This is a genomic window from Pseudomonas tohonis, from assembly GCF_012767755.2.
GTDB classification, from domain to species: domain Bacteria; phylum Pseudomonadota; class Gammaproteobacteria; order Pseudomonadales; family Pseudomonadaceae; genus Metapseudomonas; species Metapseudomonas tohonis.
Map to the genome: position 1 here is coordinate 281846 of NZ_AP023189.1, position 25569 is coordinate 307414.

A 25569-nucleotide genomic window follows, 5' to 3' on the forward strand; every position below is an offset into this window, starting at 1 on the left:
GTTAAACTACCAAGTGCGGTGTTATCGTTTTATTTGTCTTGTCCTTAAGTCTCCTCCCCTCCATGTGTAAAATCCTGTTGCATAGCTTTATAGTTGCTTCCCTGTGGGCAACGATGATCCTTGTGCAATTTCTCTTTGCAAGAATTTCAGATATCCGAAACTCGTTTTCGATATCTAAGTGACTGGTTGCTTCGTCGAACAAAAGGAAGGAAGGAGTTCGAATTAGTGATCGTGCAATTAACAACCTTTGACGTTGACCACCAGATAGTGAGGACCCCATGTCTCCGATTAAGGTGTTATATCCCATCGGCATCTTGATAATTTCACCATGTATGCAAGCTTCTTGCGCAGCAGTCGATATCTCTTCTATAGAATATTGCTCATTGAATAGAGAAATGTTTTCAGCGATGGTTCCAGAAAATAGAGTGTCGTCTTGAAGGATAACTGCCATCCATGAGCGCAACTGCTCTTTCCCTATGGTTGTAACATCCACGCCCCCGATTAAGATCTTCCCGCTATTTGGCTCTAATAGTCCACAGATCAATTTTAGTATCGTGCTTTTTCCAATCCCGGAGCTACCAGTTATTGCGACTGCCTCTCCTGGCTTTATCGTGAAACAGCAGTTCTCAAGAATCCAAGGTTCAGAGGGAGAGTAGCGAAAATATACTGAAGCGAACTCAATTGTCTTGTCTTTGATCTCGCCGAAGAAAGTAGGGTAGTAATGTAATTCCTTTTCAGTATGTACAATGTCTGATATTCGTGCGGCATGTATTTTAAGCAGCTTCAGTTCGACATAGTTGTCCGCAAGGTGAGCAATTTTGGAACCAAACAGCAGGCTAAACATGGATATCGACATAAGCATACCTGCTGTGAGCTCTTGTTGAATAACCAGTGTTGCTCCAATCCACAATAGGACAATTTTTTCTATCCCTTGAATCAGATCGGCAAATGCTTTGAACGCAATGGTCAATCGCGATGCTAAAATATTTCTATTTAAATATGAGGTGACAAGGTTTAAATATGTTGTAGTGACCTGTGCTGTTAGGTTGTTTGCCTTTATTGTTTGCGAAGCACGCACGGCCTCGTAGAATTTCGAGTTCTGCCTTGCTTGTGCGCTAATTAAGTCGATGTTTAGACTTTTGAATTTTGAATATAACGCAAGCCGGACCAGCACATATGCAGAGGTGAAGACAAAAGCTACAGTGGCTAGCTTGGGGCTGTAGATTACCATCGCTGCGAGTGTTACTAGCGACATAAAGCCATCTAGGAAGCTAGTTGTAATCGTTGATGTAATGGCTTGTTGGATATTTTTTAGTGAGCCAAATCTTGAACCGATATCGCCTAGTGATCTTCTTTGAAAATAATCTTCCGGTAGCGACATGAGGTGAGCAAAGACACCCCCAGTCCATGACTGATTTAAAGTGCTTCCCGTCCGGCAAACTAACCAATCACGCAAATAGCTGATGAACGATTGGAATATGATAAGAACGCAGAATGACATCCCAAAAACGAGCAGCAAATCAAGGTCTGCGCTAGAAATAGCCTTGTCAATAACTAACTGCGTGAATAGAGGTGTGATAAAGGAAAACGCCTCGAGTGCTAGTGCTGAAGCAAGAATCCCAACAAGTGCCTCATGAAGTCCATGAACCTTTCCAAGGATATCTCGAACTGCAACTCCAGGGATTTTATTTTTGAGTTGGAATTGGTGCCCAGGGGCTAGTTCTAGCGCTGCACCTGTAAAGAATATACTGAACTCTTCGCGGCTTAAATTAACGACACCACTTGCCGGGTCGTGTATGCAAAATTTTCCTGCTCTTAATTCCCTTAAAACCACATAGTGGCTATTTTTCCAATGCAATAGTGCAGGCAGCTTTAGTGAGTCGATCTCATTGTTTTCAATCTTCAGTGGGCGCGCCTGCATACCAAGTTGCATGGCAACTTTGACTATTTCGAGCAATGTTGCACCGCGGCTGGAGCCGCGATGCATAGCTCGAACTTCGCGCAATGAGATTTCATGGCCATAGAAGCTGGCGATCATTGCAATACAAGCAAATCCGCATTCGGATTTTTCTTGTTGCATTATTATTGGAAGCTTCGATCTGCTATCAAAACGCAATTGGGCCATTCTATTGATTCTCTCCCATTGACTGCGATCTCATGCGCCATGCATACAGAGGCTCCAACAACCACTCTAGTAGGCTTCTTTTTTCCAGTAGAATGTCGGCAGAAAACTTCATCCCAGGTCTTAGAGGTATATTGGTCTCGTATACTTTAATTTCTTGGGAATCGATTCGGGCCCTTGCTTTATAATATCCGTCTGGGCTTTCCCGGCTTGTGTCTGGCTTGCTCATCTCTGCCGAGGGTGTTGTGTTTTGCGCAATGGCACTTATGTGCCCAACGCCCAGTCCAAATTTCTGATAGGGATATGCTTCATACTGAATCAGAAATTTCTGCCCCATTTTTAGAAACCCTACTGATTTGTTCGGGACCCTCAGTTCGGCTTCTAAGACCCCCTCAACGGGTACTAAGGCTATAAGGCTTTGCCTAACGGTGACCGCTTGGCCGGGTCGTATCAGCACAGAAGAGACGACGCTATCGTTATGAGCCGTTAGGACAACTGTTGAACTGGCTTTGCTTTGGGCCTGCGATTTTTTCAGCTCTAGTATTTGTGAGTCCAGGGAAGCTTCATCAAGGCTTAATTGGTAGGAAAGTTGATTGATTGCAGACTTGTTCTTTGCGAGATCGCCTTGGAATTCCAAGATTCTCTGTTTCAGCTGGCGCCTGCTTGATTCCAGTTCAAGTATTTCTATCTTTAATTGGTCAATTCTTTTCGGAGTCACGTACCCTCTTGCAAGTAAGCGCTCATTGGCCAGCAGCTCTTCATCTTTTTTTTCAAGGATTTCCTGTTTGATTTTTACAAGGTCCTCAATGCCCGCAATCTGTTCCTCGATATTTCTCTCGATACTTCTTAGCTCTTCTTCCTTTGCATTTGCTGCTAAGGCCATGGAGATTTTACGTGACTCAGCCTTTGATATTTGCTCGCTTACCAGTGAGGATATGGCCTCTCCGGCATACCCCACTCCCTCGCTTTTAATGTCGGTGGTTATGATCGCTAGCGGATCGCCGGCTTTCACTCTGTCCCCTTCGTTAACAAGCAGTTTTTCAACTGCACCAGAACTTCTCGCAACTATGAAAGCTACTCCACCTTCAGGTACAAGTGAGCCTTCGATTTTTTCCCGTCTGGTATAAGTTCCGAAGACAAGTAAAATTATTACAGCCGACATAGTCATCACGGATATGACCAATGCCGTTTTGCTAGTTGAAGATCTGGCGACGTGAATTTCGCCTTGATACGGATTTTTTTGATTTGGCGCGCGCGCGCCTTCCCTGCGTGAGCCAGTCATGCACATCCCTATGTTTGACATGTGTACGGCTACCAATCCATTGGTCCTACGAGCTCCCTGTCTTACGTGGCGACCCAGCAACGCTCATGCCAAACCTGTCTCCGTGGTCGATATTAAGCGAGGATTCCATTGAGGCATGACGCGTGTCGCGTGTAGAGGCCCAAAATAGAGCGGTATGTCATACTCATTGCCGCAAATTAGGGCATCTGTAAGCTGACTGGTAGAACAGGATATCGATCCCTGATTAAGGTTTTCTTACGTGATGACAGGATGCTTAGGGGCTAAGAGGATGGGAGGAATCTTGCAAGCCGTACTTTTATGGTCCCGCTCAACAGGCACCTCGACAAGCGCAGATCAGTCCTGACCGCCACCGTGACCGGCGTACTTGCTTGTGCGCCTTCCGTCATACTCTGATTGCAGGTCGGCTCAACCACACCTGCAACCGGGTGAAACGATGCTGCGGTAAATCCCCCACGTCTCCCTCATTAGGGTCCAAGCGGAATCGGTGGCCATGAGCCGCTTGTTGGGAGAAGGCTCAATGCTCTTCATTCCTCCATGCGCTCAAGCGCTTCGTACTGTAAAAAACCGCCTGTCGGCTGCTATTCCGCACATATCGTCATCCCACCTCACTGAGTCACTCGTTTCAGCTGCTGGGTTCAGGACCAATGCGTCTCTGTGGGCATCGCTTTGGGAGCCTTGAAAGGGTCCTGCGACATGTCCGGCTCTTGAATTCCACGATAGTAAATTTCTGGAACGACTCAGCCAGTTTGGCTACGAGGACGTCGGCGAGTGGCCTGGCCTTTCACATTTTGCTAAGCAGGAGTGGCTCAGCTCGATGTATCACTCCGATCGTGCAATGTGCGCGCGAAACCTCTTAACCGCAGCGATTATTTCCGGGCTTACTCAATGTCTTCTTGGATTGATTCCTAGTGATAATTTTTGGGCAGGTGCGAAGATGGGCAAACACTCAGGCCGCCCGAAGAGCGGTATCTACCTTCATGTATGGACGCCAGACGGGATACCTGCGTTAGCCTGGGTAGAGGACAACGGAATGGATGAGCTCACCATCAAGGTGGCATGCTGGCCAAAAGGGCGATCGTATTCGCAGTTCGGGCGGGTTTGAGTCCGCTGAGGCGACCGCGATTGGTTGGCTTGAGCGCAGAAATGGCGCTTGGATCATGTACGACCACCGCGGAGTCATTGATCTTACCGTTCACCGAGCGGTGAAGAGGCAGATCGCCCAAGCGATTTCACGACAGTCGGGTTCCGAGATAAAGGAACCTTCTTATGTGATTGGCCAGCTTAAGAAAGCCGCCCTGGAGGCGGCTTTTTCCTGCCGGGTCGGTGCGTTATTGCAACCAGCGTTCTACTTTTTCAGCACCGTATTGCTCTTTCCATGCCTTCAGCACCCTGTGGTTGCCGCCTTTGGTCTCAACGACCTCGCCAGTATCCGGATTCTTATAAACCTTAACTTGACGCTGTCGGCGTTGGCCGCGTGTGTTGCGGGAAGTGGCGGCCCCGCTCTGATTCGCCTGCGGGTCCAAGAGTGAAATGATACCAGGGAGGCTGATGCCGTACTCAGCCATGAGCCCGCGGAGCTTTTCCTCAAACTCGATTTCGCGCTTCAGCTCACTGTCATTCTTCAGTTCGTCCAGCTGTTTAAGCTGTGCGGCAAGTTTAGCTTCTAGGGCTTTGAATTCAGCAAGTTTGGACATGGATGACCCTTCATCAGCGAGTGCGTTTAATGTGCTGTCATTTCATCAGATCACACTCTCGAAAGATAGCTATAAAATTCGCAAATGGTTTTTGCCAGAGAGGCTTCGCTGACAGCCTACCGTTAAGCGAAGCCTTTTGGATATCTATCGTGTGATGCTCCTATCGACCAGTAACTGTCGCGTTATGGCATGTGCGAGCATAGGATCGTTATTTCATAGCTGCCTATCACCAACAGCGGCTATTGGTCAGGTTCTTCCCTCCACCGGCGCCCACTTCTGCCTCATACATAACTTATTGAAAAGGCATGAGTAAGGCTCTGACACGGAGTTCAACCCGGTGTAGCTATTCCTTCAGACGTCGACAGCTTTCGATTGCTGGAGAGAGTGTGTCGGATGGCGTCCTACCTGAAGCTTGTAAAGATGAAATAGACCCTCCGGCATCGGCAGACCATCTTCGTAGTCTCGCCAGCGATCCTCGGTAATGAACACAAGCGCTGCTGCTTGGGCTTGGGTCTGCCTCATTTCCTCGCGCAGGGCGATAATCTCCTCAACCTTCGGTTCACGATGACTACGGCGGGGCCAAAGCCGTGGAAGGCTGCTGTTTTTATCGACAAGCCGAAGTCGAACGTCATCCCAGTCCAGCAGCAGCGCGACATCTGCGCTGGTATCCCCGACGCGTCGAGCACCAAGGCCGATGGCTGACGTTGCACCAGCTTCCTTGTATTCGCGGATTGCAAGCTCAATTGCAGACCTAGCTCGCGCTACTTGGTCTTTGGATAAATTGCGCAGAGCCAGATGCACCTCGCCTACCGCTTGCACACTTCGTCGTGCACACCGCCGAATATCGATCTTCTCAGGCTGCTCATCTAGAACTCGAGGCTTGAAATCCTTATCCGCCCTGAGAGTCACTTTATTTGCATAAAAACTGACTGTTTCGACCCAGCCGTTGGTATCTCTCGTCCCATCATTGTTCGCTGTAAAACCATGAACAGCAGTAGCCTTATGCTGAACGTGGTTCCTTAAACTGCACATAAATCGATAGTCCGAGCTTCGGGAAAATGCCTTCTTCAGCTCCGACTTAGCCACCTCGCCGAAGCTAGGGGTCAGCTCCAGGCATTTGAAGTCCTGCACTACCTGGTCGGCATAGGCTCGCATAGCCGTAAGCATATTCACGACATGGCGATTTGCTGTTTCTAGGATTTCTGCTGAGTCCACGTACCGATGTTGAGGCTCCACTTTGGCACGCAGGCAAATTTCGGTAAAGGCCAGTTCCATGGCCAGAAAATTACCAAGCAATAATTCGTAGCGTTGTTCGAAAGCCAGTGCCTCGGATAACACGCTTCGGGCATGTGCCAGCTCGTTGTAGCGCTCCTCGGAGATGCTCAGTTGCAAGCGCGAGCCAATAATGAATTGTTCAAGAATGTACTCGGCAGACAATTTCTAACACCTTCTATTCGATCTTCCGTGAAGCATAGCGTCACAGACAAATCGATGGCCAGATTCCACTCGAAGCGGCTACCTGAAGACCGGCTGCTTCTGGCCGATTGCTGTCGTCCGCGCAAAGCAGCTACCGGCGAGAGCAGCCGATTGAGGTCACTGCTTGAGCCAGGCCATGACCATTAGTGCTTTGATAGCCACGAAGCAGCTTTGCGAGCAATGTTCGCAACCTGCGCAAGCCTTTTGCACCGCTGATAAGTAGGTTCGGGATCCTCGGCTAGGTGGAAGCGAAGAGGTAGCTCTTCAATTACTCCGCGAAGCCACATTCGTTTCACCGGATCCTGCTCTTGTGCGAGCAATGCTTCAAAGTGTGCTCGTTGCTGAGCGAGCTCGGCTCTCCAGCGCGGCCGTCGGCTCTTCAGAATCAATGGTGCTATCCCATAAAAGCACGCCGCCGCAGTCATCGTGGCTACGAAGCTGGTCGACGTCAGATCACCCCGCATCCAGAGACCGAGCAAAGCTAGTGCAGGAACCATTTCAAGGGTCCTGAAATACGTGGATCTCATCGGCGGAAGACCCAGTACAGTTAAGCGATAAAACCCCATTAGCTGAACTCCTGCAGCGCTGTTAGGAAATTGGGACGCAGATTCCGCGCCCCAAGACCATTTCGCCACAGACCGTTTGCCAGTTCATCTGAAGTCCATGCATTTGCCTTCGTTCGGCCAATCCAGGCCTTTATTGCCCCTGCTTGTGAATGACAACAGCCTGGCCGTTCTGCTTCATCCTTGCTTGGCGAAGAGTTTTTCCCAGTTCCTCTGTGAGAGCTTCTTGCATGCTTCGGGGGCGCCGCCGAAGCAGCGTGAGGAGACTTGAGATAGCTTCGCCTGGGTGCTGTAGGTGATTGGAAGGCCGTTCTGGTTCAGTAGAGCTCCATGGGCTCCAATCAGCAACGCATGACCTGCGACTACGTCGTGTGCGCCAACAGGAACCAGAGATACCCCGGCGATGGCTTCGCCAGCAGCTGCAAGCGCAAGCCGGTAGGCGATGCTTGGCATAGGGACGTATGTGGCCGGGGCACAGAGCTCTGCGTTGAGCTTCGGTTTGTTCTTTGCTGCAGTACTGACCAGCACCTGGGATCCAGGGGTGAGAGTTTGGTTACTGAGGTACGGCTCAATTCTCTTGCCGTTTCTGAGTAGACCAGATAGCCCGATCCCCCATGCGATGTAGTCTGGCCCGCGGTCATCGGTTATGGGGGCGTACACCACGCCCAAAACTGGCTCTGAATTTCGAAGCAGGCCTACGGAAATTGCAGAGCCACGATTGCCACTCAAGAAATCCGCGGTCCCATCGTTTGGGTCGACCACCCAGCAGAACTCGGCGCCCGTTAAGCGGCTGTCAGTTTCCTCGCCCCAGAAGTCGCAGTTGACTATGCCAAGGAGATCGGCGCGAAGGACATGCTCAATTTCGATGTCGACATCAGCCTTGTCGCCGGCGCCACGAGGGCCATCTGGACGCTGCCACTCCGCTGCGAGAATCTCACCAGCCGCGAGAACTGAATCTATGACCTGGTCTAGGTAGTCCAAGGTGAGGCTCTCCTTGGGAGGGGATGAACACTACCAGCATATCCGCTGCTACAAAGGGTGCCCACATACCCCTACACGAGCCGGCTTAGTCCTGTTCAAGCTTCTCTGTATCTAGTGTCTGTGGACGGCGAACCTTCACTTCCATCTTGCTGAGCGCCAGAACTGCTGTGGCATCGCACCAGCCATCAGGGTTCCCAGTTGATCGATGCTCAAATACCTTGATGTTATTCGGGAGTGAGCTTTTGAATCCTGGGAAGACGCCCTTCCTGCTGGGGAGATAATCATTCAGTTCATTGAATATTTGAGTGGCCTCACTCGAGTCTGCTACCTCACAAACGAGGCCAGAGAAGCTGTCTTCTTTATAGATGCCATACTTGTCAATCCACTCGTCGCGCTGGATTTCAACAATCAGAATAAACTTCCGTTGCACTCTGACAAGAATCAGAAGAAGCCCTCTTTGACCGCCATTTCTAAGGCTTAGCCATTTTGTTATTTGGGGATCTCTAAAGTCATCTTTGAAGGCAATGCACTGAAAATCGCTGTTGGAATGTTTATCACTTGGTGGAACAAACCACCACAGATGGTCAATTTGTTGAGCGGCTTTGAGTCGCTCAAAGGACTTCCACATTTCATACAGCATTCCAGATGAATTAACGCCGAACTCTCTGTCGACTAAAACAGCTTTCCCAGTAGTGTCATTGCGCTGCCCAGCGGCATCCCCGGTACTGAAATCCTCCATTTCCAGCTCGTCTTTTTTAATCGTCTTCTGTCGACCGGTAAGCTTAGGAACCTTAATCCTATTCACTACTCGAGATTTGATGACTTCGAAGCTACTGTCCTCTACTTCCTCACGAGGATACTGGCTCCGGGGCTGGTTCAAGTCGGTCAGGACAATTGTCATTGGATCATCACGCAGAGCGATAAGGCGCTCCTGCTCAATGCGATCCTCAGGAGTTGGGGTGCGTGTGGAGTGATCGCGACGAGCTTCGATGGGGATGCCGGTTGGCTCTTCAAGACCAACAAGCTCAGTGCAATAGAAGTTCTTTTTGTCCTCAGACCAGAATCCGCGGCATTTGAGTTTGGTTTCGCTGTTAAACCATGGGGCAGCTGTGATTGGGAGCTCTTCCCCATTACGGAATCGAGTTGGGTCTAACTGAGAGAAAATGGATTTAGCTGCGTTTGCTGCGTATGTTTCATCGTTGGCGATGTGAGCTAAAAGCACGTCATCGTCTTTCACCATGTCGGAGTGAGGATAAACAATCCATTTTTCTGTTCCGGTAGGAGTTTTCCATTTTGAAATTTTCTCATTATCCGGTGTTTGTTGTGCAAATAGACGACTTTCTACCTCTGACCATTCGTAGGTTGCCAAGATTCGCGGAATTTCTGATCGCCTCGAATATCCACGAACTAAGAACTCAACACAGTTGAGAATGAGTTTTTTGCCATTTCCAAGCTTGAATACAAGCCCCCACTCATTGTCGCAGTATTTCGGTAGCAAGAATCCACTTTCATCAGAGCTCAGTTTGAGCTCGGGGATTTGCATGAAGCTCCATTTTCCAGCAGCGCGGTTGAAATTTACGTCGAACCACTCAGCGTCAGTCGCAAGCCTTTCGGAGAGAACATTGTCGACCAAGACATAGCCGGGCTGATAAAAGCAGAGGCGGCTAAGAGCAATCCTCCTTTTAACAAAAGTGCCCGTCAGTTTGTCGCCCTTCAAGCGCCTGAAGACAACATTGACCAAGGGAACTGTGTAGTCCAGGCCATTGCGCCTTAGGCTGCTGTACCACCAGACGACCCAGTCTCCCGGAGGAAGCGACAAGCTGCACTCATAAGTGCGTTGTCGAGAAGCTGAAGGCACGTAGGGAACGCGTTGGACTTTTTGTTGAGGCACTGCCCATCCTTACTGAAACGGCTTTGTGATGCAGCTCTCCGAGGATCATAAGACGGAGCGGCTCGCCGACGGAAGGTAGGGGTATGAATTTCCCGTAACAGGTAGCCAATCCCTCCGTAGCTAGGAAGCGTCAAGCGTGACCTGGACGAGATGGAGGCGAAGGCGTCGGATGCGCTGGCTCCTCCGCTTGAGGCTAGAAACGCGATGCCGAGCCCGCCGTATAAGGCTTACGACGTTTAGGGCTAGCAGTAAACTGCATCGCCAAGCTGTCTCACATTATTCGTTAATGTCTCAGCTATTTCGTTTTCTCCTAGCCTCCGCCCACCAGGGCGGGGCCGGAGGCGCTGTGGTGCGGTTGGCGGAACGGGCGCAGGGGCCAGGCATCCAGCGGGGCATGGCTGGCCACCGAGTGGATGGCGGCGACTTCCAGCGCCTCCTGCTCCTGCAAGGGGGGCAGCAGGCCCGGGAGGCGGCTGGCGAGCAGCGTCTTGCCGGTGCCCGGCGGCCCGGAGAGCAGGAGGTTGTGAGCCCCCGCCGCCGCCACCAGCAGGGCGCGCTTGGCCGCCACCTGGCCTTGCACCTCGATCAGGTCGGGGTAGGAGGCCGCCTGGTCGGGCAGGCCGGCGGAAACGAAGGGTTCGAGGGGCGCCTGCCCGTTCAGGTGCGCGGCCAGCTCCAGCAGGTGGCCGATGGCGATCACCCGCAGGCCACTGGCGAGGCTGGCTTCCTCGGCGTTCTCCCGTGGCACCACCAGGGTGCGTCCGGCGGTGCGGGCGGCGAGCGCGGCCGGCAGCACGCCCTGGACCGGACGCACGGCGCCGGAGAGGGCCAGCTCGCCCAGGCACTCGAGCATCTCCAGGCTGGAGGCCGGCACCTGGCCGCTGGCGGCGAGGATGCCGAGCGCGACGGCGAGGTCGAAGCGACCTCCGTCCTTGTCTCAGATATTATGATATATGACAGGGGTAAATATGGAATTTGATAATGATGAGCTCCCGACCTTTGATCAAGGATGTTTCGCCTGCTTACTTCGGTGTCTGGCTCGATCGTCTTTTCGAGGGGTATGAGATGGCTGCTCGAAAAATCGGAAGGAGCGCATATAGCGTCACTGGCTATGTCGCTACGGAGAAGGCTGCCAAGATTCAGCGAACGGAGTCCGCACTGGAGCAAGACTTTCTCATCTTGCTGGAGTACGACTGGCGTGTCCTTCGATACGCCACTCAGCCATTCAAAATTCAATGGAGCGATGAGAGGGGTAGGCTACGCAGATTCACTCCTGATGTAGCTGTTGCCTATAACGACTTGGCAACCCGGTCCGATCCGTCGCTACGGACCACCATCTTTGAGGTGAAGCCACGCGCCCAGCTGAAGGCTCGATGGGCTGAGGAGAAGCCTAGGCTAAAGGCGGCTTCCGCTTGGGCTAAAGACTATGGCTGCAGATTCAAGGTGATGACTGAGCGCGAGATCCGTACCCCCTACCTCGAGAACGTCCGGTTCTTACTGCGTTATCAAAAGATGTATGGCGATCGGGAGCTGTACGACGCGCGTATTCCCCACATCTGCGAGTTGCTTGTTCGCTTAGGGCCCACTACCCCACGAGCACTCTTGGAGGCGGTTCGGGGAGATGCAATTCATCGTGCCGAGTACATCCCGTATCTCTGGCACCTTGTCACCCAGCAGATTGTAGGAATCGACCTTGGTCAGCCTCTGAATATGAAGTCTCCAATCTGGCCGACATCTCAGGCGCAGGCTATTGCAGGAGGTAGTTTGTGACCCCCACAACCGTTGCTATTCACGTAGGCGCAGTCATCTCCTGCTTCGGCCGAACCTATTGCGTCAGGAAATTTGTTTCCCCTGATGAGATTTTGGCTTCGGACGTGTTGGCCGGCGAAGACCACGTACTGAAGCTCAGCGAAATAACCGAGAGCTACGGGCAAGCCGCTGCGCAGGCTGGCGAGCAAATCGATCTGGCTGCAATTCCTGAAGATGACTGGAAGGTTGCTATCGAGCGCTACAACGCGATTGCACCTCTAATTGGTATGCCATCGCGAACAGAGGCGCTCGTTAAGGAGGTTGCGGATCAGCTTCTTGTATCGGTACCGACTCTCTATCGATGGTTAGCACGCGTGGAGCGACACGGATCCGTGACCTGCTTGCTCCGCAAACGTCGATTCGATGCCGGCGGCAAACGACTTGATCCGAGGGTGGAAGAGATCATTGAGAAGGCCATCCGCTCGGACTACCTCACCGAGCTTAAAAAAAGCCCGACTGCTGTAACACGTGTGATCGAAACGCGGTGCAAGAACATAGGCCTTCCTGCCCCCAGTAAGGTCGCGGTCATGGCGCGAATTGAGGAAATCCTCCCTGAAGAACGAGCTGCAAAACGTGAAGGGCGTAATGCAGCCCTCGATCATCGATCAATAAAAGGCTCAATGCCCGGCGCCGATACCCTGAATGCGGTATGGCAGATCGATCACACACCAGCTGACGTGATATTGGTCGACGAGCAAGACCGAATTCCTATCGGCAAGCCTTGGATCACTCTCGCGATTGATGTTTTCTCGAGGATGGTGGTTGGCTGGTACATCTCTTTCGATCCACCAGGTGCATTGGCCACGGGCCTATGTATTTCGAACGCCATTCTTCCTAAGGACGGGATGCTAGGCCGGCTAGGTGTTGATTTCCCTTGGATCTGCCAGAGCAAGCCTGCGGTCATTCAGGCCGACAACGCCAAGGAATTCCACGGCGAGATGCTTCAGGAGGCGGCCCAAGAGCACGGCTTCAACATGAAGTTTCGCAAGCTCAAGAAGCCAAACTACGGCGCGCATATCGAGAGATTGTTCGGCACGTTTGCTGAGCGTATCCACGAGCTGGACGGCACCACATTCTCTAACACTGCCCAGAAAGGTGAATACAAGTCCGAGAAGAACGCCACCATGACGCTTGTCGAGTTCGAGCGCTGGTTCGCGAATCTGATCTTTGGGGAATACCACCACAAGAAGCATTCGGCGCTCGGTGTTTCGCCGATCCAGCGTTACGAAGAGGGGCTCTACGGTAGCGACGACATTCCTGGGCTAGGGGTGATCCGAATGGCTTCAAACCCCGACAAGCTCAGGATCGACTTCATGCCGCTGTTGCGTCGGACCATCCAGACATATGGAGTGGTGTCGGACTTCATCTTCTACCACGACCCTGTACTCGATAAGTGGATTGGCGCACCGGAGCCGGGCAACAAGCGGAAGGCCAGGGAATTTATTTTCAGGTACGACCCTAGGGACATTAGCTACCTGTTCTTCTGGGATCCCCACCTACGAGAGTACTTCCGGATTCCTTATCGCAACACCGCCTATCCACGGATCAGTACCTGGGAGCTGAAGGCAATTAAATCCTTCCTGAAAGACCGAGGGATCAAGCTCGAGAACGAGGAGCAGATATTTCGAGCGCGAAACGAAATGATTCGGATCGAGGAGCAGTCCAGATCTGACACGCACAATAGGCGTGGCGCGAGGCAACCTACTACGGCTCCGCGGAAAAAGCGGATGGCCAAGGAGCGTGACCGCCTCCACAAGGCTATGCCTCCCTTGCCGCTGCCTTCTGACCGCATCGACTCGCCGCCCTCGGATCCGGCAAAAGCCGTAGTCGATGACTTCTCTCATCTGGCTCCCTTTGAAGAGCGGTAGGTGCTGATGAGCAAGCTAAATGTCAGTTGCCTTACTGGGCGTCCCACTCCGGAGATGAAGGTACGTCTGGCTGCCTTTCGTGAGGAACGCTGGATTGGCTATGACAGTGCAGTTCGGATTCGTGAGCAGATTGAAAGTCTGCTCGATCACCCGAAGACTCACCGGATGCCCAATCTCGTGCTGCTTGGCGAGAGTAATAGTGGCAAGTCGATGATCCTAAATAGCGTTCGAGATCGGGCCAATCCCCCCTACGACCTGAACGCCCACAAAATAGAACTACCGGTAATCATGGTGCAGGCGCCGCCATCACCCGATGAAGGACGCATGTACACGAGGATCATGGAGAGCCTCGGGATGCACGTTGCATCAAGGGAGCCAGAGGACTCGAAGCTGCGGCGGATAAAGGTTATGTGTCAGCACCTGAATGTGCAGATGTTGATACTGGATGACTTCTTCAACATTGCTGCAGGGTCGATTGCACGTAGGCGAAAGTTTCTCAATGCTCTGAGGAACCTGAGCATGGAGCTCAGTATTCCGATCGTCCTTTCGGGTGTTCCTGAAAGCCAGAACATACTGACCGCGGACTCATCCATTGCGAATCGCTTCAAACCTATTTTCGTCCGTAGGTGGACCGAGGAGCGAATTGAGGAGTACGCGACCTTCGTCGTTAGCATACGGCCGCGTCTGGAACTCGAGAAGGGAATGGATATCCTGCAGCGCGCCACGCTGACGCGGTTGCTTCAGTTCAGTGAAGGGTTGCTGGGTGAGACGGTGGAGATACTCCGACTCTTTGCGAGCTGGGCTGTGCGTAGTGGTACGGAGCATGTCACTGGGGACATGGTGACCTGGGAAAACCTGCATGCCCTGGGCTATGTCTTGCCCTCCGACCGAACTCGATACTTGGAGCGCTGAGCATGGTTGCCTGGCTCTACCGGACCTCACCCTTTCGAGGGTGAGCTATTCAGCTCGTGGCTGTGCCGGCTTGCTTGGGGAAACGGTACCAAGCTGCTTCCGTTCGTTACTCATCACCTTCTTCAGTCTCCTCAGTTCCTGACGCGGGACATTGATCGTGTTGCTTCTGCCTCGGTTGTCGGTGGTGTCGGTGCAGGCTGTGGTGTTACAGACTCCTCGGCTCACTCGACGAGGCTCTCCGTATTCGAAGGCATTCTGTGGGAACAGCTTGCGCAGAAAGGTTCCTGTGATTGGGTTCTGACTCACATCCGTGGCGCTCGGAACCCAAGGCAACGAGCGGGTCATTCTCTCCAGTTTTGTCGGCGCTGTTTGGCCGAAGATGTTGAACCCTATTTTCGTTGTACCTGGCGCCTCGCGCTAAGCGCGATATGCCCTATTCATGGGGTCTATCTGGCTGATGAGTGCCCGCGATGTCACTGCCCAGTGGTTCCCACGATAGTTGATTGTGGCCAGCGCTTGCTTCCCCTTAAAACGCCCTTGGTGAGTTGCTATAAGTGCGGCTGGGATTTGCGCGAGCCCTTGGCGGGTGACCTTGTTGCTGATGCAGAAAACCTATTTTTCCAGAAGAGCATTCTTGATGCGCTGATCCAAGGGCGTTCAGCCCATCTACCTGGTGGAGATTGCTATTCGTTGCTTCTGTTTCGAGGGCTAAAGCGTCTGCTGCAGTTGCTTGGTGGTGAAGGTAGGTTCAAGCGGGTTCGAGAGTTGATGTGCCTTGATGGTGGGTTACTGGATTTACCACTGCAGACAGGCTCGCGCTTTTGTTTGGAGGCGCTTCGGGTCGGTGATCGTGCAATTATGCTCTCTCAGCTTCGGTTGTTACTGGAAGATTGGCCAGCCGCTCTTGTTGATGTTTGTAGGAGGTCACGTGTCTCGAGTTCCTATCTGCTGAACTACAGTGATGATCTGCCCTATTGGCTCTATAAACCCATCCACGATCAATTGTTTGATAAACCATACTCACCTTCACTACTGGAGTGGCAGGAGGCGAGACATTACCTAAATCGTAATGGTGAGCCTGTGAGCGCTAGTGCTGTAAGGCGGCTGCTTGGTATGTGGACGGCGAGTGATAGCTGGAAGCTTGAACATCCGCCATGGAATCGTCGTCGGCTACTATGAATTTGACTCCGTCAGATCAGATCTTGGATAGCTTCATTCGACTGAATTTGAGCCTCTATCTGCGCTTTCTAGTTGTAATTATGCAGAGAGAAAGATTCATTCTAAAAGCAGGTTTTTCTAATTTTTCATTTGGACTTTCTGCCTGATACAGCTTTTTTATTTTTTGGGATAGGCGCCTTTTTAACTGCCGCCGCCTTGGTTGTCTTTTGTTTTGGCCTATCTGCGGGAACTTGCATCGGATACTCGCCCAGTCTCACCCCCTTTTGTTTGGCGTGGGGTTTAAGCTCTGGCATAGCTTGTTTGTTGCGTCGCGCATCATATAGACATGCAAAACATGCATCAGTCTCAGCGTTTGCGTAATTTTTTGCTTGATCAATGCCGCTTATGGCCCAGGCGCTATTAGCTTCAAAGCTTTTTGCAGATGACAGAACTTTAAGCTCGATAACCGTGTTGACTTTTTGTCTAGAGCCAGGGGAGGTTTCTCTTTCTACTATTATGTCGGTGCGGCCTCCCTGATTATTAATTTCTTCGTTTATAAAAACACCAGACCTTCTGTAGGAACTTTTTAGGTATGTAAGCAGGAAAGACTGCACATGTCGCTCTGGTTGGGTCTTTAAGGTGGATCGCGTTTTTCCACTTTTGACCTCCCACATATTTCTTGCAGCGATCGCAGTGGAGGTACTGAGGTATTCATGATGAAACCTCGATAAATCCTCATCTAGCGTCTCTGGGGTCAGCGAGATGTCATCATTTTTGACAGTTATCTCCTCAGGTTCGTAGATCCACTCTTCTATCTCTTGGCCTTGCCTGTGAATCTGCATTTTCTGTTGGCCAAATTTCGCTAAAACGAAAGTGTGGTTTGACGATAGGTTTTCATCAATGAACAGGTATGCATTGTCGACAGTTAGGATGTCATGAATCTTCAGAATTACTCTGAAGTTCTGATTGCATACAACGACCCCTTCGCTCAGTGTGCCCCCTTTTCTAAAGACTTTAACGGTGGGTATGTTGGGGTGGTACGTGAACCCCCAGTCTATATCAGGGGTTTCAGAAAAAATCATTAACAAGGCTTGAGTGTCAGGACCTAGGTCGTTTGAGGGGCGTGAGCTAAGCCAGTAGCGATAGAACTCAATCGCTTCTTGAATGAACTGATCCTCAGGAGAGCCTGAGACTGCAGAGTCCATTCCAGTGATTATGTCTTGTTCAATCTTTGAAAAAAGAGATGAATTATCCAATTTAGGCAGCCTTCGCACGGTTTCGTAGGAGAGTTTGATACGCACTGAGCACATCTTTCCTGTTAACGAAGGTTTTCTGGCTTAGCAGTTGTTGGATAGAGTTCAGTCCCTTAACGGTAGGTGTGATCTCCTCAGGTGACTCTTCGATAAGTAATGAGTTACCTGGTCGCTTCAATGCATTCACATACGTCAAGTCTTGTGCAAGCATTTCGTCTAACGTGCCATTGTCCTGGGTGCTTAGCTCTTCGGACTCCCCTAAGATAACGCGCGCGGTTCCTAGGCACATATCCAGCAAGAATTTGTAAATAATCTCGCCCGTATTGGTCTGGCGCAGATCCTGGCATACCTTCAGGCCGCTCTTCGTTAATCTAAAGGTTCCTTCGAACTGCAGGTCTTTTGGTGAGGGGTGTGCCTTAAAGTCTGCGACGTCTATGAGCCCTGAAAAGGCTAAGTGCCCAAGCGCAAGGTGCGCGGCTCGGTAATAAGGGCCGTGGGGCGTTCGTTGTGCTCTTTGCCTTAATGGCTTCAATCCATAGTAGCGAGCTGATGCGAATGACATGAAGAGAAGTGCATGCAATCGAGCGCGAGTTAAGTCCTTTATTCCGGCAGCTTCGCATGCCGTTACAAGAAACAGCACCCAGCGTAAAAACTGAAGCCGCTCATAATCACGTTTCAGTAGTTTTTGATCACTTAGCATGAAGGAACTTCCCTAGCTCTTCAGACAGTAGAGACTGCACTTCTTGCTGGTCAAGTGCAGCTGGAGGTGGTGTCAGATCAAGTAGATTGATTAGATGATTTTCGCGCTCTATAGGCAGTTTTGTAATCGAGCCATCCTCCTCCACTAGTCCTAGCAGTGCAGGAATCATCTGTGTGCCGTTAACATTGGAGGTGGCGATTACTTTTCGGGAGGTGCTCGTGTCTTCTGGTGCGAAGCGGCGCATGAGATCTGCGGCTCTGCGCATGAACCAACTGTCTAAGCTTGCCTCTGGTGTCTCGATCACGAGCATTATTGGCCCGTTATCATTGACCATATCCAAAAGCGTCATTCTGAAAGCCAAATCTAAAAATTCTTTCTGTGACTCTGAAACACTATTGCTCTGCAACCGCTCATGCGCGACTTTATGAGTGCTTGAAGTCATATTTATTGTAAATGTTGGGATGTTTACGCGGTCTGCGCCAGTTGCAATTTTAAAGGGTGTTTGACGGCTAAAGGTTACGCTGACCTTTTCCTGTAGAAATGAAGTGGCATATGCAGTGAGCGTTGTTTCGAGAGTCTCTTTAAGAACTCCCATCCTTTCTTGGGCTAGATCGACTGCTGCGCGATATCTCTCTGTAAGTTCTTTGCGGTTTTCGGCGAGCTCATCCAGAGCATCTTGCTCTCTATCAAGCTCCGCTTGTAATCCGACTATCGGCTTTTGATCTTGACTTGGGCGCTGGATCTCTAAGTATTCTCTTTTTTGTAAGGCTGAGTTTCTTAAGTTAACCGCTTCTCTGAAGGCCTGTGATGAGATGGCTATTTCTTGCTCAATTTCCGAACGCTGAATTTCAATCTGTTCCGCGTTTCTTCTTAAGTTTTCTATTTTCTCCTCAAGGATATGAACTTGTGGAAGTGAAATAGGCGTTACATTATCTGGCTTGGGATTGCTGATTGTTGCGTCGCAAGCAAAGCAATGGCCTTTACGAGTCTTTTTGCCAATATTTTCCAACTGTTTTTTTGACTTGCTTCCGCAAATGAAACATCCGCAGCCAGTCGCGTACCCTTGCATAAGAAATTTTTCTTTATCACGTAGCGATGGTAGCGCTTGAAGGATAAACATCGCATCAGTCTGGGAGAACTGAAGCTCTAACTGAGCGAGATCCACTTGAGCCTCATCAGACATATTGTCTAATGAGCGGAGTTCTTTCTGAAGGTTGTCGTATTCGCTTTTCCTTGTCTGGAATTGCTTTTCTGCATCAATATGAGCTTCAGTTGCTTCCTCAATCATTTTATCGAGCGTTTCTAGCTCAATGCTTGCGGAGTTTGTCGCGGCAGGTGGAAGAGATTCTTTTCGTTTGTTGAGTTGGTGGAGGCGGTTTCGATAGTCAGTATCTATCTTCTGGATTTGTGCAAATGCATCATTTAGCGATGATGCTACAGTGTCCTCAAGGAATAGAATTTTGAAAAACTCGAACTGTGCGCCTGCGTCCCAAAGAAGAGGAATTCGATCTTCGCCAAAAAATTGCAAGTACCGAACAACCATATGGAAGTCATAGCCAGACAGAAGCCCGCTTAAATATCCTAGGTAATCTATAAAATCTATTTCGGATTCGGGGTCGTATCTTTTTCCGGATACTTTTACTGATTTCAGTTTCAAGCTACCAAGGTATCTTGAAACCTCGATGCTTTTTCCGCCTAGCGAGAAAAATAGCGTTGCAAAAGCGTCATCACCCAACTTCCCAGGGACGCGCTTTGAAAAGAAGTCGAATTTCTTGAGTCCAACAAGGCGTCGCCGACTGGCTCGGCCGAGGCTACGAGTGGCCTTCTCTGGGTCATTAGGACCTAATAACATTCTAAGGAGTAGAGTAAGAAGAGTTGTCTTCCCAATTCCATTAATGCCGGCGATCACGCTTATCCCATTAGGGAATGTGATATCTAGTCCGGAGTTATTTCGACCTGGATAGAGCGCGAAATTTCGGATGGTCACCCGTTGGATGACAGGTAGAGAAATACTTGATCGCAAAATAACCTCCTTGTGCATTGGCCATTAATGTGGTCTCCGCACGTTCCTTGTTCTCTTTGCGGTTGCCGCGCTCTGGCGCAACTTTTTTATTGCTCTCAACGCGTCTATTAGGCACAAGGCATCTTCTTCGGTGCCTTCCCAAACGCTATCTAGTAGTTGAGTCAGGCGAAATCGCGTAGCGCTATCCGCTGCCCTCGATGGCACCTCCGTAAGGAAAGGAACGCTCGCATCCCGACACATTTGCTGGACCGATCCAGCTCTGGCGCCGAAATAGCCTCGGTAGATTCGCCCCACCCAACTTTGCGAGACGTTATAGCACTCTGCCACCTGTGCCTGTGTCAACCCTTGCGCGTTGAAATAGGCAGCAAGGGCGGCACCGATGGCCTCTGCCTTGTCTTTTGAGGTCATGAAATATACGTGTATTTCTCTAAAATATGCGTATATTTAGCATTAGAAAATGGCGTCATGCAAATGCGCGGAATGACAGGGGAACGTTTATGCAGCTCGCATTTGAGCAGTGGACCAAAGGTCGTCAAGTACCAACGCTGGGGACAAACGCCGGCGCAGAAAAGCTCCCGTTTCAGACATGGCGACATTTCAAGGAGGCGTTCGCCCCGGAACTGGTTGCGCGTGCAGTTTCAGAATCATCGCTAGACGTGCGCAAGTGCATAGACCCATTTGGGGGGTCTGGCACGACGGCGTTAGCTTGTCAGTTCTTGGGGGTTGAGCCGGTGACTATGGAAGTTAACCCCTACCTTGCCGACTTAATCGAGGCTAAGTTGGCTGCGTACGATGGAGCTATGCTCACTCGCGATCTGGGGCAGATCATTCGTGCTGTAAGAGATGAGTGCCGGCATCATGATTTGAGTTGGCTTCCTCCGACCTTTGTCGCCCCTGGTGTGGATGAGCGGTGGATTTTTGAGGAAGCTGTTGCTCAGCGTATTGAGTCCTATCGGCTGGCAATTTCTGAGTTGGCGACGCCTCTCCACCAGATGTTTTTCAGAGCTATTCTCGGCGGCTTTCTGGTCGATGTGAGCAATGTACTCATAAGTGGAAAAGGTCGCCGCTATCGGCAGAATTGGCAGTCACGTCGTCAGCTTCCTGAGACTGTTGATCAGCAGTTTCTCGTGCGTACCCAGCGTGCCTTGTATGAGATCGCTAGGTATTCCACTAGGCCGATGACACGCTATACCCTCATACGGGGTGACTGTCGCGAGACTATTTCTAGATCGCCTACAGTTGACCTTGCTGTATTTTCTCCGCCGTACCCGAATTCATTTGATTACACTGACGTTTACAATGTTGAGCTTTGGATGGTTGGCTACCTGCATGACTCAGCTAGTAACCGTATCTTGCGCCAGTCCACATTAAGTTCACACGTCCAAGTCCAAAGAGAGTTTGGACCTCGACCAAGCGGGTCCCAAACGCTGGACTCTGTGTCTACCCAGTTGCATGGTGTCCAGAAGGCGCTGTGGAATCGCAGGATACCTAATATGGTTGATGGGTACTTCGCCGATATGACCACGGTTATAAAGGCACTCGAAAGCTGTTTGAGCCCGGGTGGAGAGGCTTGGGCGGTTGTTGGTGATAGCCTGTACGCGAATGTGCATATTCCAGTCGCGAAAATCTTGAGTGAGCTCGCACCAACGTGTGGTTTCGAAACGGTGCGAATAGAGGCTTTCCGTTCAATGCGTTCATCCGCTCAGCAGGGGGGGCGTGCAGAGCTTGCCGAAAGCTTGGTGGTTTTTAGAAAAATACAGTGATCAGTAGCATTTGCTCTTCAGTTGAGTCGTAGGGCGCTGCTTTAATCTGAGCTGTCGTCATCCGATCGAGAAGTCGGGGCGGGAGGTATCGACAGTCCGTCACTGTATGCCTATTTGCCAGTCATGCCAGTCATGCCAGTTTGGGGTTTCGCTTTCGATATGGCTCTGCCTATTTCTATTCCTTTTGCCGGATGATGCTCTACGATCTCAATTTGTGCATTAATGCGGTTAACCTCTACTGCCAATAGTGCAGCTCATGCTCTCGCACCTATGGCTCTAGTCTCTTCCCCAGAAGGGCTGGCTCGCAGTAAAGTACGGGCTCTATTTTCTACCCTCCGACTAAAAAGGCTGATTCATGTCCAAACTCGCTGAGTTCAAAGCGCTTGAAGCAAAACTTGCAGCTCAACTACGACAGCTCGATGAGCTGAAGAATGATGGCGAACTGAAACGCGAAATTGAGTTTGAGGAAAAGCTCCGCAAGCTAATGACCGAATACGATGTGAGTCTGAAGGGCATCATTGCTCTTCTAGACCCTGATGCCACAGTGAGCTTGTCTGCGGTTCGTGGACAGCGTCGGCAACGTCAAGCCAAGGTATACAAGAATCCGGAGACTGGAGAAATTGTAGAAACCAGAGGCGGTAACCACAAAGTACTTAAGGCTTGGAAAGAGCAGTATGGCGTTGAGTGCGTAGATGGGTGGTTGCAGTAATTCTGTTGAGCTAAAGGCGGGAAGCAAGGCAAGGTGTTGCTCGAACTGTGATGCGTGACACCACAAAAATAGCTTGCGGGTTGTGATGTATAGCGGCATGGATGATCCATTGGAACCGAAGCTGCTGGACCGCGCCAAGGCACCGGGCGACAGGATCTGCTGGACTGGGGCTTGCACCCCCAAAGGCAAGCTAGTCGGGTACTGATCGGTGTCGGTCAACGGCAATTGGCGCCTGATTTCTGGTTCGTCGGCACGGACGCTGAGCTGGTCAACTATCTGAACTACCGCTGAGGAGGTGCCCTAATGGCCCTGCACAACCCGCCCCACCCTGCCGAGACCCTGCGCGAGGACGTGTTGCCCGCCCTGGGCCTGAGCGTGACCGCGTTCGCCCGGCACCTGGGCATGGCCCGCGATACCGTTTCGCGCGTCCTCAACGGCCACGCCTCCATTTCCACTGACTTCGCTCTGCGCCTGGAACTGGCCGGCCTGAGCCGTGCCGAGGTGTGGATTGGCGGCCAGGTCGATTACGACCTGTGGCTGGCCCGCCAGGACGTCCTGCCCGACGTCGAGTGTCTGCACGTCGCCGAGTGACGCGTCACGCTGAAACGAAAAAGCCCCGCACGAGCGGGGCTTTTTTGTGGCTATTTCAAGACTAGACAATTGTCGCAGTCCGTCTGCTGCTTGATGGTCGCTATGCCCGGCTCCAGGCTCAGCACGCTAGCGTCATCTAGGACGCACTGCAGATCGACACCCATCTGAAGGTGTTCACACCAATAGCCGTCACTGCAGAGCAGTAGGTGGGCATTCTGGGGGAGGCCGGTCGTCAGGCAGCCCGGAAGACAGAAACGCTTGGCGTTCAGGGAGCGAGTCAACAGATGTCGTGATTCCTGAGGCGGCAAGGGTGCTTTCGGCCAGATGCCTTGCTCTTGGGCATTGTGTGGGCGGATTAGCCAGTTGATGGCTTCACCGTGTCTTTGGGTGCCTACTAGGCAATCGCCAATATGCACGATATGCAACAGCTCCTGCCGAAGGTCGACCAGCACGCAGCAATAGCTGGCGATAGCGTGCAGGTGTCCATGGCGTAACTGCTGTTGTTCGGTGCGCATGATGCTGATCAGGTTCGCAGGGTCTAACTGCTGTGTCGTTTCTAGCGCGGCGGTGATGATGGTGCGCGCCCAGTGCCGGGCAAGTTCCTGTCCATTACCTTTCTCAGCAGCATCCACGAGCATGGCCAGCACATAATGATCTTTTCGTCCGATAGCTGCGGCATCGTTGTTGCTGCCCCTTTCTTTGCCCTGACAACTGATCCAACTAATCTGCATCAGCGACACTCCCCGGCGCGAGGGCTTCCAGCCGTTCAAAAAGCAGATTTGCGCGATCTGTATCACCTCCGCTCTGGGAGTCGACGGCATACTCAATATCAGGGTGGGATAGCAACTGGCCAATCTCGTGGCGAATGTAGTTGCGCACCTCTTCGCTCGCTGATTGGATTTCGTCATGTAGCTCCGGTCGACCATCAATCAAGTTGAGGATGTCCTCAATGTCTTGACTTACCAGGGGATCTCCCCGGCCTCGCCCTCTCCAGGCCTCCAGTTTGGTTGCAACGAAATACACTGGGCTGACCAGCTGGATAGTGGTTTCTTGGTCTAGATCATAAGGCGTAGATGTTGCCATTGCGTCCTTGTACCAGCGGTTGCTGAAGCCAAGAGAGTCGTCGTCAGGCATAAAATCAACGCGAAGGTCGTCTAGCTTCATGGCGCAGATGGGGAAGTCATCGTCTTCTTGCGGACTGACCCGGAAGCCGCGCTCTCCAAGTGCTGTCTGCAATTTGGCGAAGCCCGTTGGGCCCATGACGTGCACGATCAGATCGACATCGTCGGTGCTGCGCACTTGCTCGCGGGTAAAGTCGTCGGTCAACAGCAGGCCGGTGGTGCAGCCTCCAACAAATGTCATCTGTTGGCGCAAGTCAGGCCCTAGTGCTTGGGCCACCCGGCACAACATGGCTTGAAGGGTAGTGAAAGCGCTCATCGAAACTCCAGGTGCTCGTGCAACAGGTTCGCAGCAATCTTACGTTCGCGAGGCTGGCCCATTCGTATAGCATCGACCAAAGCTAGCAAGGCGTACATTTGGGGATCTCTACGCGCCGCATCGGCCGCAGTCTTAAACAACGGCTCGACTCTCATACCCATCGTGTTGCCGCGGGCATAGGGCCAGACCAGCACGTGCTCACCGGCACTGATTATGCTCTTGGGTAAAGCTGGGGCAGCAAAGCTTGTTGCAATACCCCGAGTAAGCTCTCCTGCCCGGACTGGAAAAACGTATTTCAGTCCATACACGATGAACTCAAATAAAGCCGTAGTGTTCGCTCTAGGCACACCCTGTCTGCGGTCGATTTTCGCCAAGCCAATCTCCATACAATGTTTAAGAGAAATGTTGATCTGTGTCTTGCTGATGCCGGTCTGTAGTTCTAGTGCACGAACTGTGTAGGGGGACTGATTTGTGATGCCCGCTTCAGCGTCAAACCACGCTTGATCTGGGGGCAGTTGATCTTCGTCCAGACCCTCCCAGTCTTTCCAATCATGTGGCCAAGACACCATAGCCTTGTCGCGCGACTCATGCCGTTGTAGGCAAACCAGCTTCAGTAGTAAGCCTATGTCTTGACCTTTCATATGATCCCCTATCTTCTTGTCCCGCGTCCTGGGACTCGGGACAAGAAGATCATGCAATTCAGGGGCGCGCAAGGGGAGAATTGGGCTGCATACGGGCTCGATATTGGTTTGTGGGCGTGCGTTACGCCATGCCTGCGGGTAAGCGGTGGTTTGATATGTGCGTGTGCATCAGTCCGTTCACTCGTGCCGATGGGATTAGGTTCAGGGTCGCAACCGAGCGCATCGCTATGCTGCGATCCATTGCGGTCAGCTGAATGTGCAAGCACTCACGGCCGGATCTTGCTTCGACCTAGTTGCTGCTGATATGCGTAGAGACGCGGCGGGGTGGGTGATCACAAAGGCTAAACAGTCATCCAATGAAGTCAGGAACCTGTTTGTAGCCTGTGTGTATGCCGGGCGTTATCGGGTGGGGTTGTGCTTTTGACGGCCAGCTGTTAAGTATTTACCGGCAGGGCACTTTGATATTGCTTGGAGAGACAGGGATGAGTGAGAAGAATTTTCGCGTGACGTTCACTCGCGGCACGAGCTCCTCGGTAATCACGACCAGCGTACGGGCGAGTAGTGCGAGCCAGGCGAAGGAGAAAATCAAAGAACGGGAGCGCGGACAGGCAAAGATCATTTCTGCAGTAGAAACCTGAAGCCAACAATTTGCCTGTGTAGCAAGCCCATCTCATC

At 51.5% G+C, this 25569-nt stretch carries 20 protein-coding genes and 2 pseudogenes; 9 read left to right on the plus strand and 13 right to left on the minus strand.

The genetic code is table 11. The annotated features are described in order from the left end of the window. Window position 1: 1 nt before the first annotated feature. From HSX14_RS01355 to HSX14_RS01385, 7 genes and pseudogenes are all read right to left on the minus strand, one after another. Window positions 2-2125, minus strand: coding sequence for a peptidase domain-containing ABC transporter (locus tag HSX14_RS01355; protein WP_173179306.1), 2124 nt, complete (start codon window positions 2123-2125; stop codon window positions 2-4). A gap of 1 nt (window position 2126) precedes the next feature. Beyond that, window positions 2127-3290 carry an HlyD family secretion protein gene (locus tag HSX14_RS01360; protein ID WP_228723661.1) on the minus strand — a complete coding sequence of 388 codons (1164 nt, stop codon included), beginning with the start codon at window positions 3288-3290 and terminating at the stop codon, window positions 2127-2129. 1463 nt (window positions 3291-4753) lie between these two features. Then, the gene (locus HSX14_RS01365; RefSeq protein WP_111261188.1) at window positions 4754-5119 is read right to left on the minus strand and encodes a histone-like nucleoid-structuring protein, MvaT/MvaU family; all 366 of its coding nucleotides are present in this window, start codon (window positions 5117-5119) and stop codon (window positions 4754-4756) included. 351 nt (window positions 5120-5470) lie between these two features. Beyond that, window positions 5471-6556 (minus strand): hypothetical protein, encoded by a 1086-nt coding sequence (locus HSX14_RS01370; protein WP_173179304.1) that lies wholly within the window; start codon window positions 6554-6556, stop codon window positions 5471-5473. A 779-nt stretch (window positions 6557-7335) separates the two neighbouring features. After that, a complete protein-coding gene (locus HSX14_RS01375; protein ID WP_111261186.1) occupies window positions 7336-8139 on the minus strand; it encodes an inositol monophosphatase family protein in 804 nt (267 codons plus the stop codon). Between the two features lie 85 nt (window positions 8140-8224). Beyond that, complete coding sequence (locus HSX14_RS01380) at window positions 8225-10030, minus strand: hypothetical protein (protein WP_146603000.1); 1806 nt, start codon at window positions 10028-10030, stop codon at window positions 8225-8227. A gap of 313 nt (window positions 10031-10343) precedes the next feature. Beyond that, window positions 10344-10964, minus strand: a pseudogene (locus HSX14_RS01385) (ATP-binding protein); the annotation flags it as partial. A 47-nt stretch (window positions 10965-11011) separates the two neighbouring features. Between HSX14_RS01385 and HSX14_RS01390 the strand changes: the two are divergent. The 5 genes and pseudogenes from HSX14_RS01390 to HSX14_RS31085 all read left to right on the plus strand — a co-directional run bounded on the left by HSX14_RS01390 (window position 11012) and on the right by HSX14_RS31085 (window position 15798). Next, window positions 11012-11800 carry a TnsA endonuclease N-terminal domain-containing protein gene (locus tag HSX14_RS01390; RefSeq protein WP_228723523.1) on the plus strand — a complete coding sequence of 263 codons (789 nt, stop codon included), beginning with the start codon at window positions 11012-11014 and terminating at the stop codon, window positions 11798-11800. Then, a complete protein-coding gene (locus HSX14_RS01395; RefSeq protein ID WP_173179300.1) occupies window positions 11797-13707 on the plus strand; it encodes a Mu transposase C-terminal domain-containing protein in 1911 nt (636 codons plus the stop codon). The genes HSX14_RS01390 and HSX14_RS01395 overlap by 4 nt, the downstream gene beginning before the upstream one ends. A 6-nt stretch (window positions 13708-13713) precedes the next feature. Further along, on the plus strand, window positions 13714-14619 hold the full coding sequence (locus HSX14_RS01400; RefSeq protein WP_173179298.1) for a TniB family NTP-binding protein: 906 nt from the start codon (window positions 13714-13716) through the stop codon (window positions 14617-14619). Window positions 14620-14625: 6 nt separating this feature from the next. After that, window positions 14626-15012, plus strand: a pseudogene (locus tag HSX14_RS31515) (TniQ family protein); the annotation flags it as partial. Between the two features lie 174 nt (window positions 15013-15186). Next, entirely contained in the window at window positions 15187-15798 is a 612-nt protein-coding gene (locus HSX14_RS31085) for a hypothetical protein (RefSeq protein ID WP_228723524.1), read from the plus strand. Between the two features lie 125 nt (window positions 15799-15923). Here HSX14_RS31085 and HSX14_RS01410 read toward each other — a convergent pair whose 3' ends face one another. From HSX14_RS01410 to HSX14_RS01420, 3 genes are read right to left on the minus strand one after another with little or no spacing between them, the layout of a single operon-like run. Further along, on the minus strand, window positions 15924-17078 hold the full coding sequence (locus tag HSX14_RS01410) for a PD-(D/E)XK nuclease domain-containing protein (protein WP_173179294.1): 1155 nt from the start codon (window positions 17076-17078) through the stop codon (window positions 15924-15926). Then, entirely contained in the window at window positions 17035-17730 is a 696-nt protein-coding gene (locus HSX14_RS01415) for a hypothetical protein (protein WP_173179292.1), read from the minus strand. The genes HSX14_RS01410 and HSX14_RS01415 overlap by 44 nt, the downstream gene beginning before the upstream one ends. Beyond that, entirely contained in the window at window positions 17720-19753 is a 2034-nt protein-coding gene (locus HSX14_RS01420) for an AAA family ATPase (protein ID WP_173179290.1), read from the minus strand. The genes HSX14_RS01415 and HSX14_RS01420 overlap by 11 nt, the downstream gene beginning before the upstream one ends. 497 nt (window positions 19754-20250) lie before the next feature. Between HSX14_RS01420 and HSX14_RS01425 the strand changes: the two genes are divergently transcribed. From HSX14_RS01425 to HSX14_RS01435, 3 genes are all read left to right on the plus strand, one after another. Beyond that, window positions 20251-21516 carry a class I SAM-dependent methyltransferase gene (locus tag HSX14_RS01425; RefSeq protein WP_173179288.1) on the plus strand — a complete coding sequence of 422 codons (1266 nt, stop codon included), beginning with the start codon at window positions 20251-20253 and terminating at the stop codon, window positions 21514-21516. Window positions 21517-21871: 355 nt separating this feature from the next. Then, complete coding sequence (locus tag HSX14_RS01430) at window positions 21872-22225, plus strand: histone-like nucleoid-structuring protein, MvaT/MvaU family (RefSeq protein ID WP_173179286.1); 354 nt, start codon at window positions 21872-21874, stop codon at window positions 22223-22225. Between the two features lie 303 nt (window positions 22226-22528). Further along, window positions 22529-22816 (plus strand): HigA family addiction module antitoxin, encoded by a 288-nt coding sequence (locus HSX14_RS01435; RefSeq protein WP_173179284.1) that lies wholly within the window; start codon window positions 22529-22531, stop codon window positions 22814-22816. Between the two features lie 50 nt (window positions 22817-22866). Here the strand turns inward: HSX14_RS01435 and HSX14_RS01440 are convergent, their stop codons facing one another. The 3 genes from HSX14_RS01440 to HSX14_RS01450 are packed head-to-tail and all read right to left on the minus strand — an operon-like array spanning window position 22867 to window position 24894. Beyond that, window positions 22867-23547 carry a hypothetical protein gene (locus tag HSX14_RS01440; RefSeq protein WP_173179282.1) on the minus strand — a complete coding sequence of 227 codons (681 nt, stop codon included), beginning with the start codon at window positions 23545-23547 and terminating at the stop codon, window positions 22867-22869. Then, window positions 23537-24253 carry a hypothetical protein gene (locus HSX14_RS01445; protein ID WP_173179280.1) on the minus strand — a complete coding sequence of 239 codons (717 nt, stop codon included), beginning with the start codon at window positions 24251-24253 and terminating at the stop codon, window positions 23537-23539. Before HSX14_RS01445 ends, HSX14_RS01440 begins: the two co-directional genes overlap by 11 nt. Continuing rightward, window positions 24250-24894, minus strand: a complete 645-nt coding sequence (locus tag HSX14_RS01450) for a hypothetical protein (RefSeq protein WP_173179278.1) — start codon at window positions 24892-24894, stop codon at window positions 24250-24252. The genes HSX14_RS01445 and HSX14_RS01450 overlap by 4 nt, the downstream gene beginning before the upstream one ends. A 482-nt stretch (window positions 24895-25376) precedes the next feature. Here HSX14_RS01450 and HSX14_RS01455 point away from each other — a divergent pair, with 482 nt between their 5' ends. Beyond that, window positions 25377-25532, plus strand: a complete 156-nt coding sequence (locus tag HSX14_RS01455; RefSeq protein ID WP_173179276.1) for a hypothetical protein — start codon at window positions 25377-25379, stop codon at window positions 25530-25532. The last annotated feature ends 37 nt before the right edge of the window (window positions 25533-25569 follow it).

Excerpts from the sequence above, each read along its gene's own strand:
- HSX14_RS01355 (WP_173179306.1), bottom strand. The coding sequence starts at position 2,125 with ATGGCCCAATTGCGTTTTGATAGCAGATCGAAGCTTCCAATAATAATG.
- HSX14_RS01360 (WP_228723661.1), bottom strand. The coding sequence starts at position 3,290 with ATGACTATGTCGGCTGTAATAATTTTACTTGTCTTCGGAACTTATACC.
- HSX14_RS01365 (WP_111261188.1), bottom strand. The coding sequence starts at position 5,119 with ATGTCCAAACTTGCTGAATTCAAAGCCCTAGAAGCTAAACTTGCCGCA.
- HSX14_RS01390 (WP_228723523.1), top strand. The coding sequence starts at position 11,012 with ATGATGAGCTCCCGACCTTTGATCAAGGATGTTTCGCCTGCTTACTTC.
- HSX14_RS01400 (WP_173179298.1), top strand. The coding sequence starts at position 13,714 with ATGAGCAAGCTAAATGTCAGTTGCCTTACTGGGCGTCCCACTCCGGAG.
- HSX14_RS01415 (WP_173179292.1), bottom strand. The coding sequence starts at position 17,730 with ATGCTAAGTGATCAAAAACTACTGAAACGTGATTATGAGCGGCTTCAG.
- HSX14_RS01425 (WP_173179288.1), top strand. The coding sequence starts at position 20,251 with ATGCAGCTCGCATTTGAGCAGTGGACCAAAGGTCGTCAAGTACCAACG.
- HSX14_RS01430 (WP_173179286.1), top strand. The coding sequence starts at position 21,872 with ATGTCCAAACTCGCTGAGTTCAAAGCGCTTGAAGCAAAACTTGCAGCT.
- HSX14_RS01435 (WP_173179284.1), top strand. The coding sequence starts at position 22,529 with ATGGCCCTGCACAACCCGCCCCACCCTGCCGAGACCCTGCGCGAGGAC.
- HSX14_RS01440 (WP_173179282.1), bottom strand. The coding sequence starts at position 23,547 with ATGCAGATTAGTTGGATCAGTTGTCAGGGCAAAGAAAGGGGCAGCAAC.
- HSX14_RS01445 (WP_173179280.1), bottom strand. The coding sequence starts at position 24,253 with ATGAGCGCTTTCACTACCCTTCAAGCCATGTTGTGCCGGGTGGCCCAA.
- HSX14_RS01450 (WP_173179278.1), bottom strand. The coding sequence starts at position 24,894 with ATGAAAGGTCAAGACATAGGCTTACTACTGAAGCTGGTTTGCCTACAA.
- HSX14_RS01455 (WP_173179276.1), top strand. The coding sequence starts at position 25,377 with ATGAGTGAGAAGAATTTTCGCGTGACGTTCACTCGCGGCACGAGCTCC.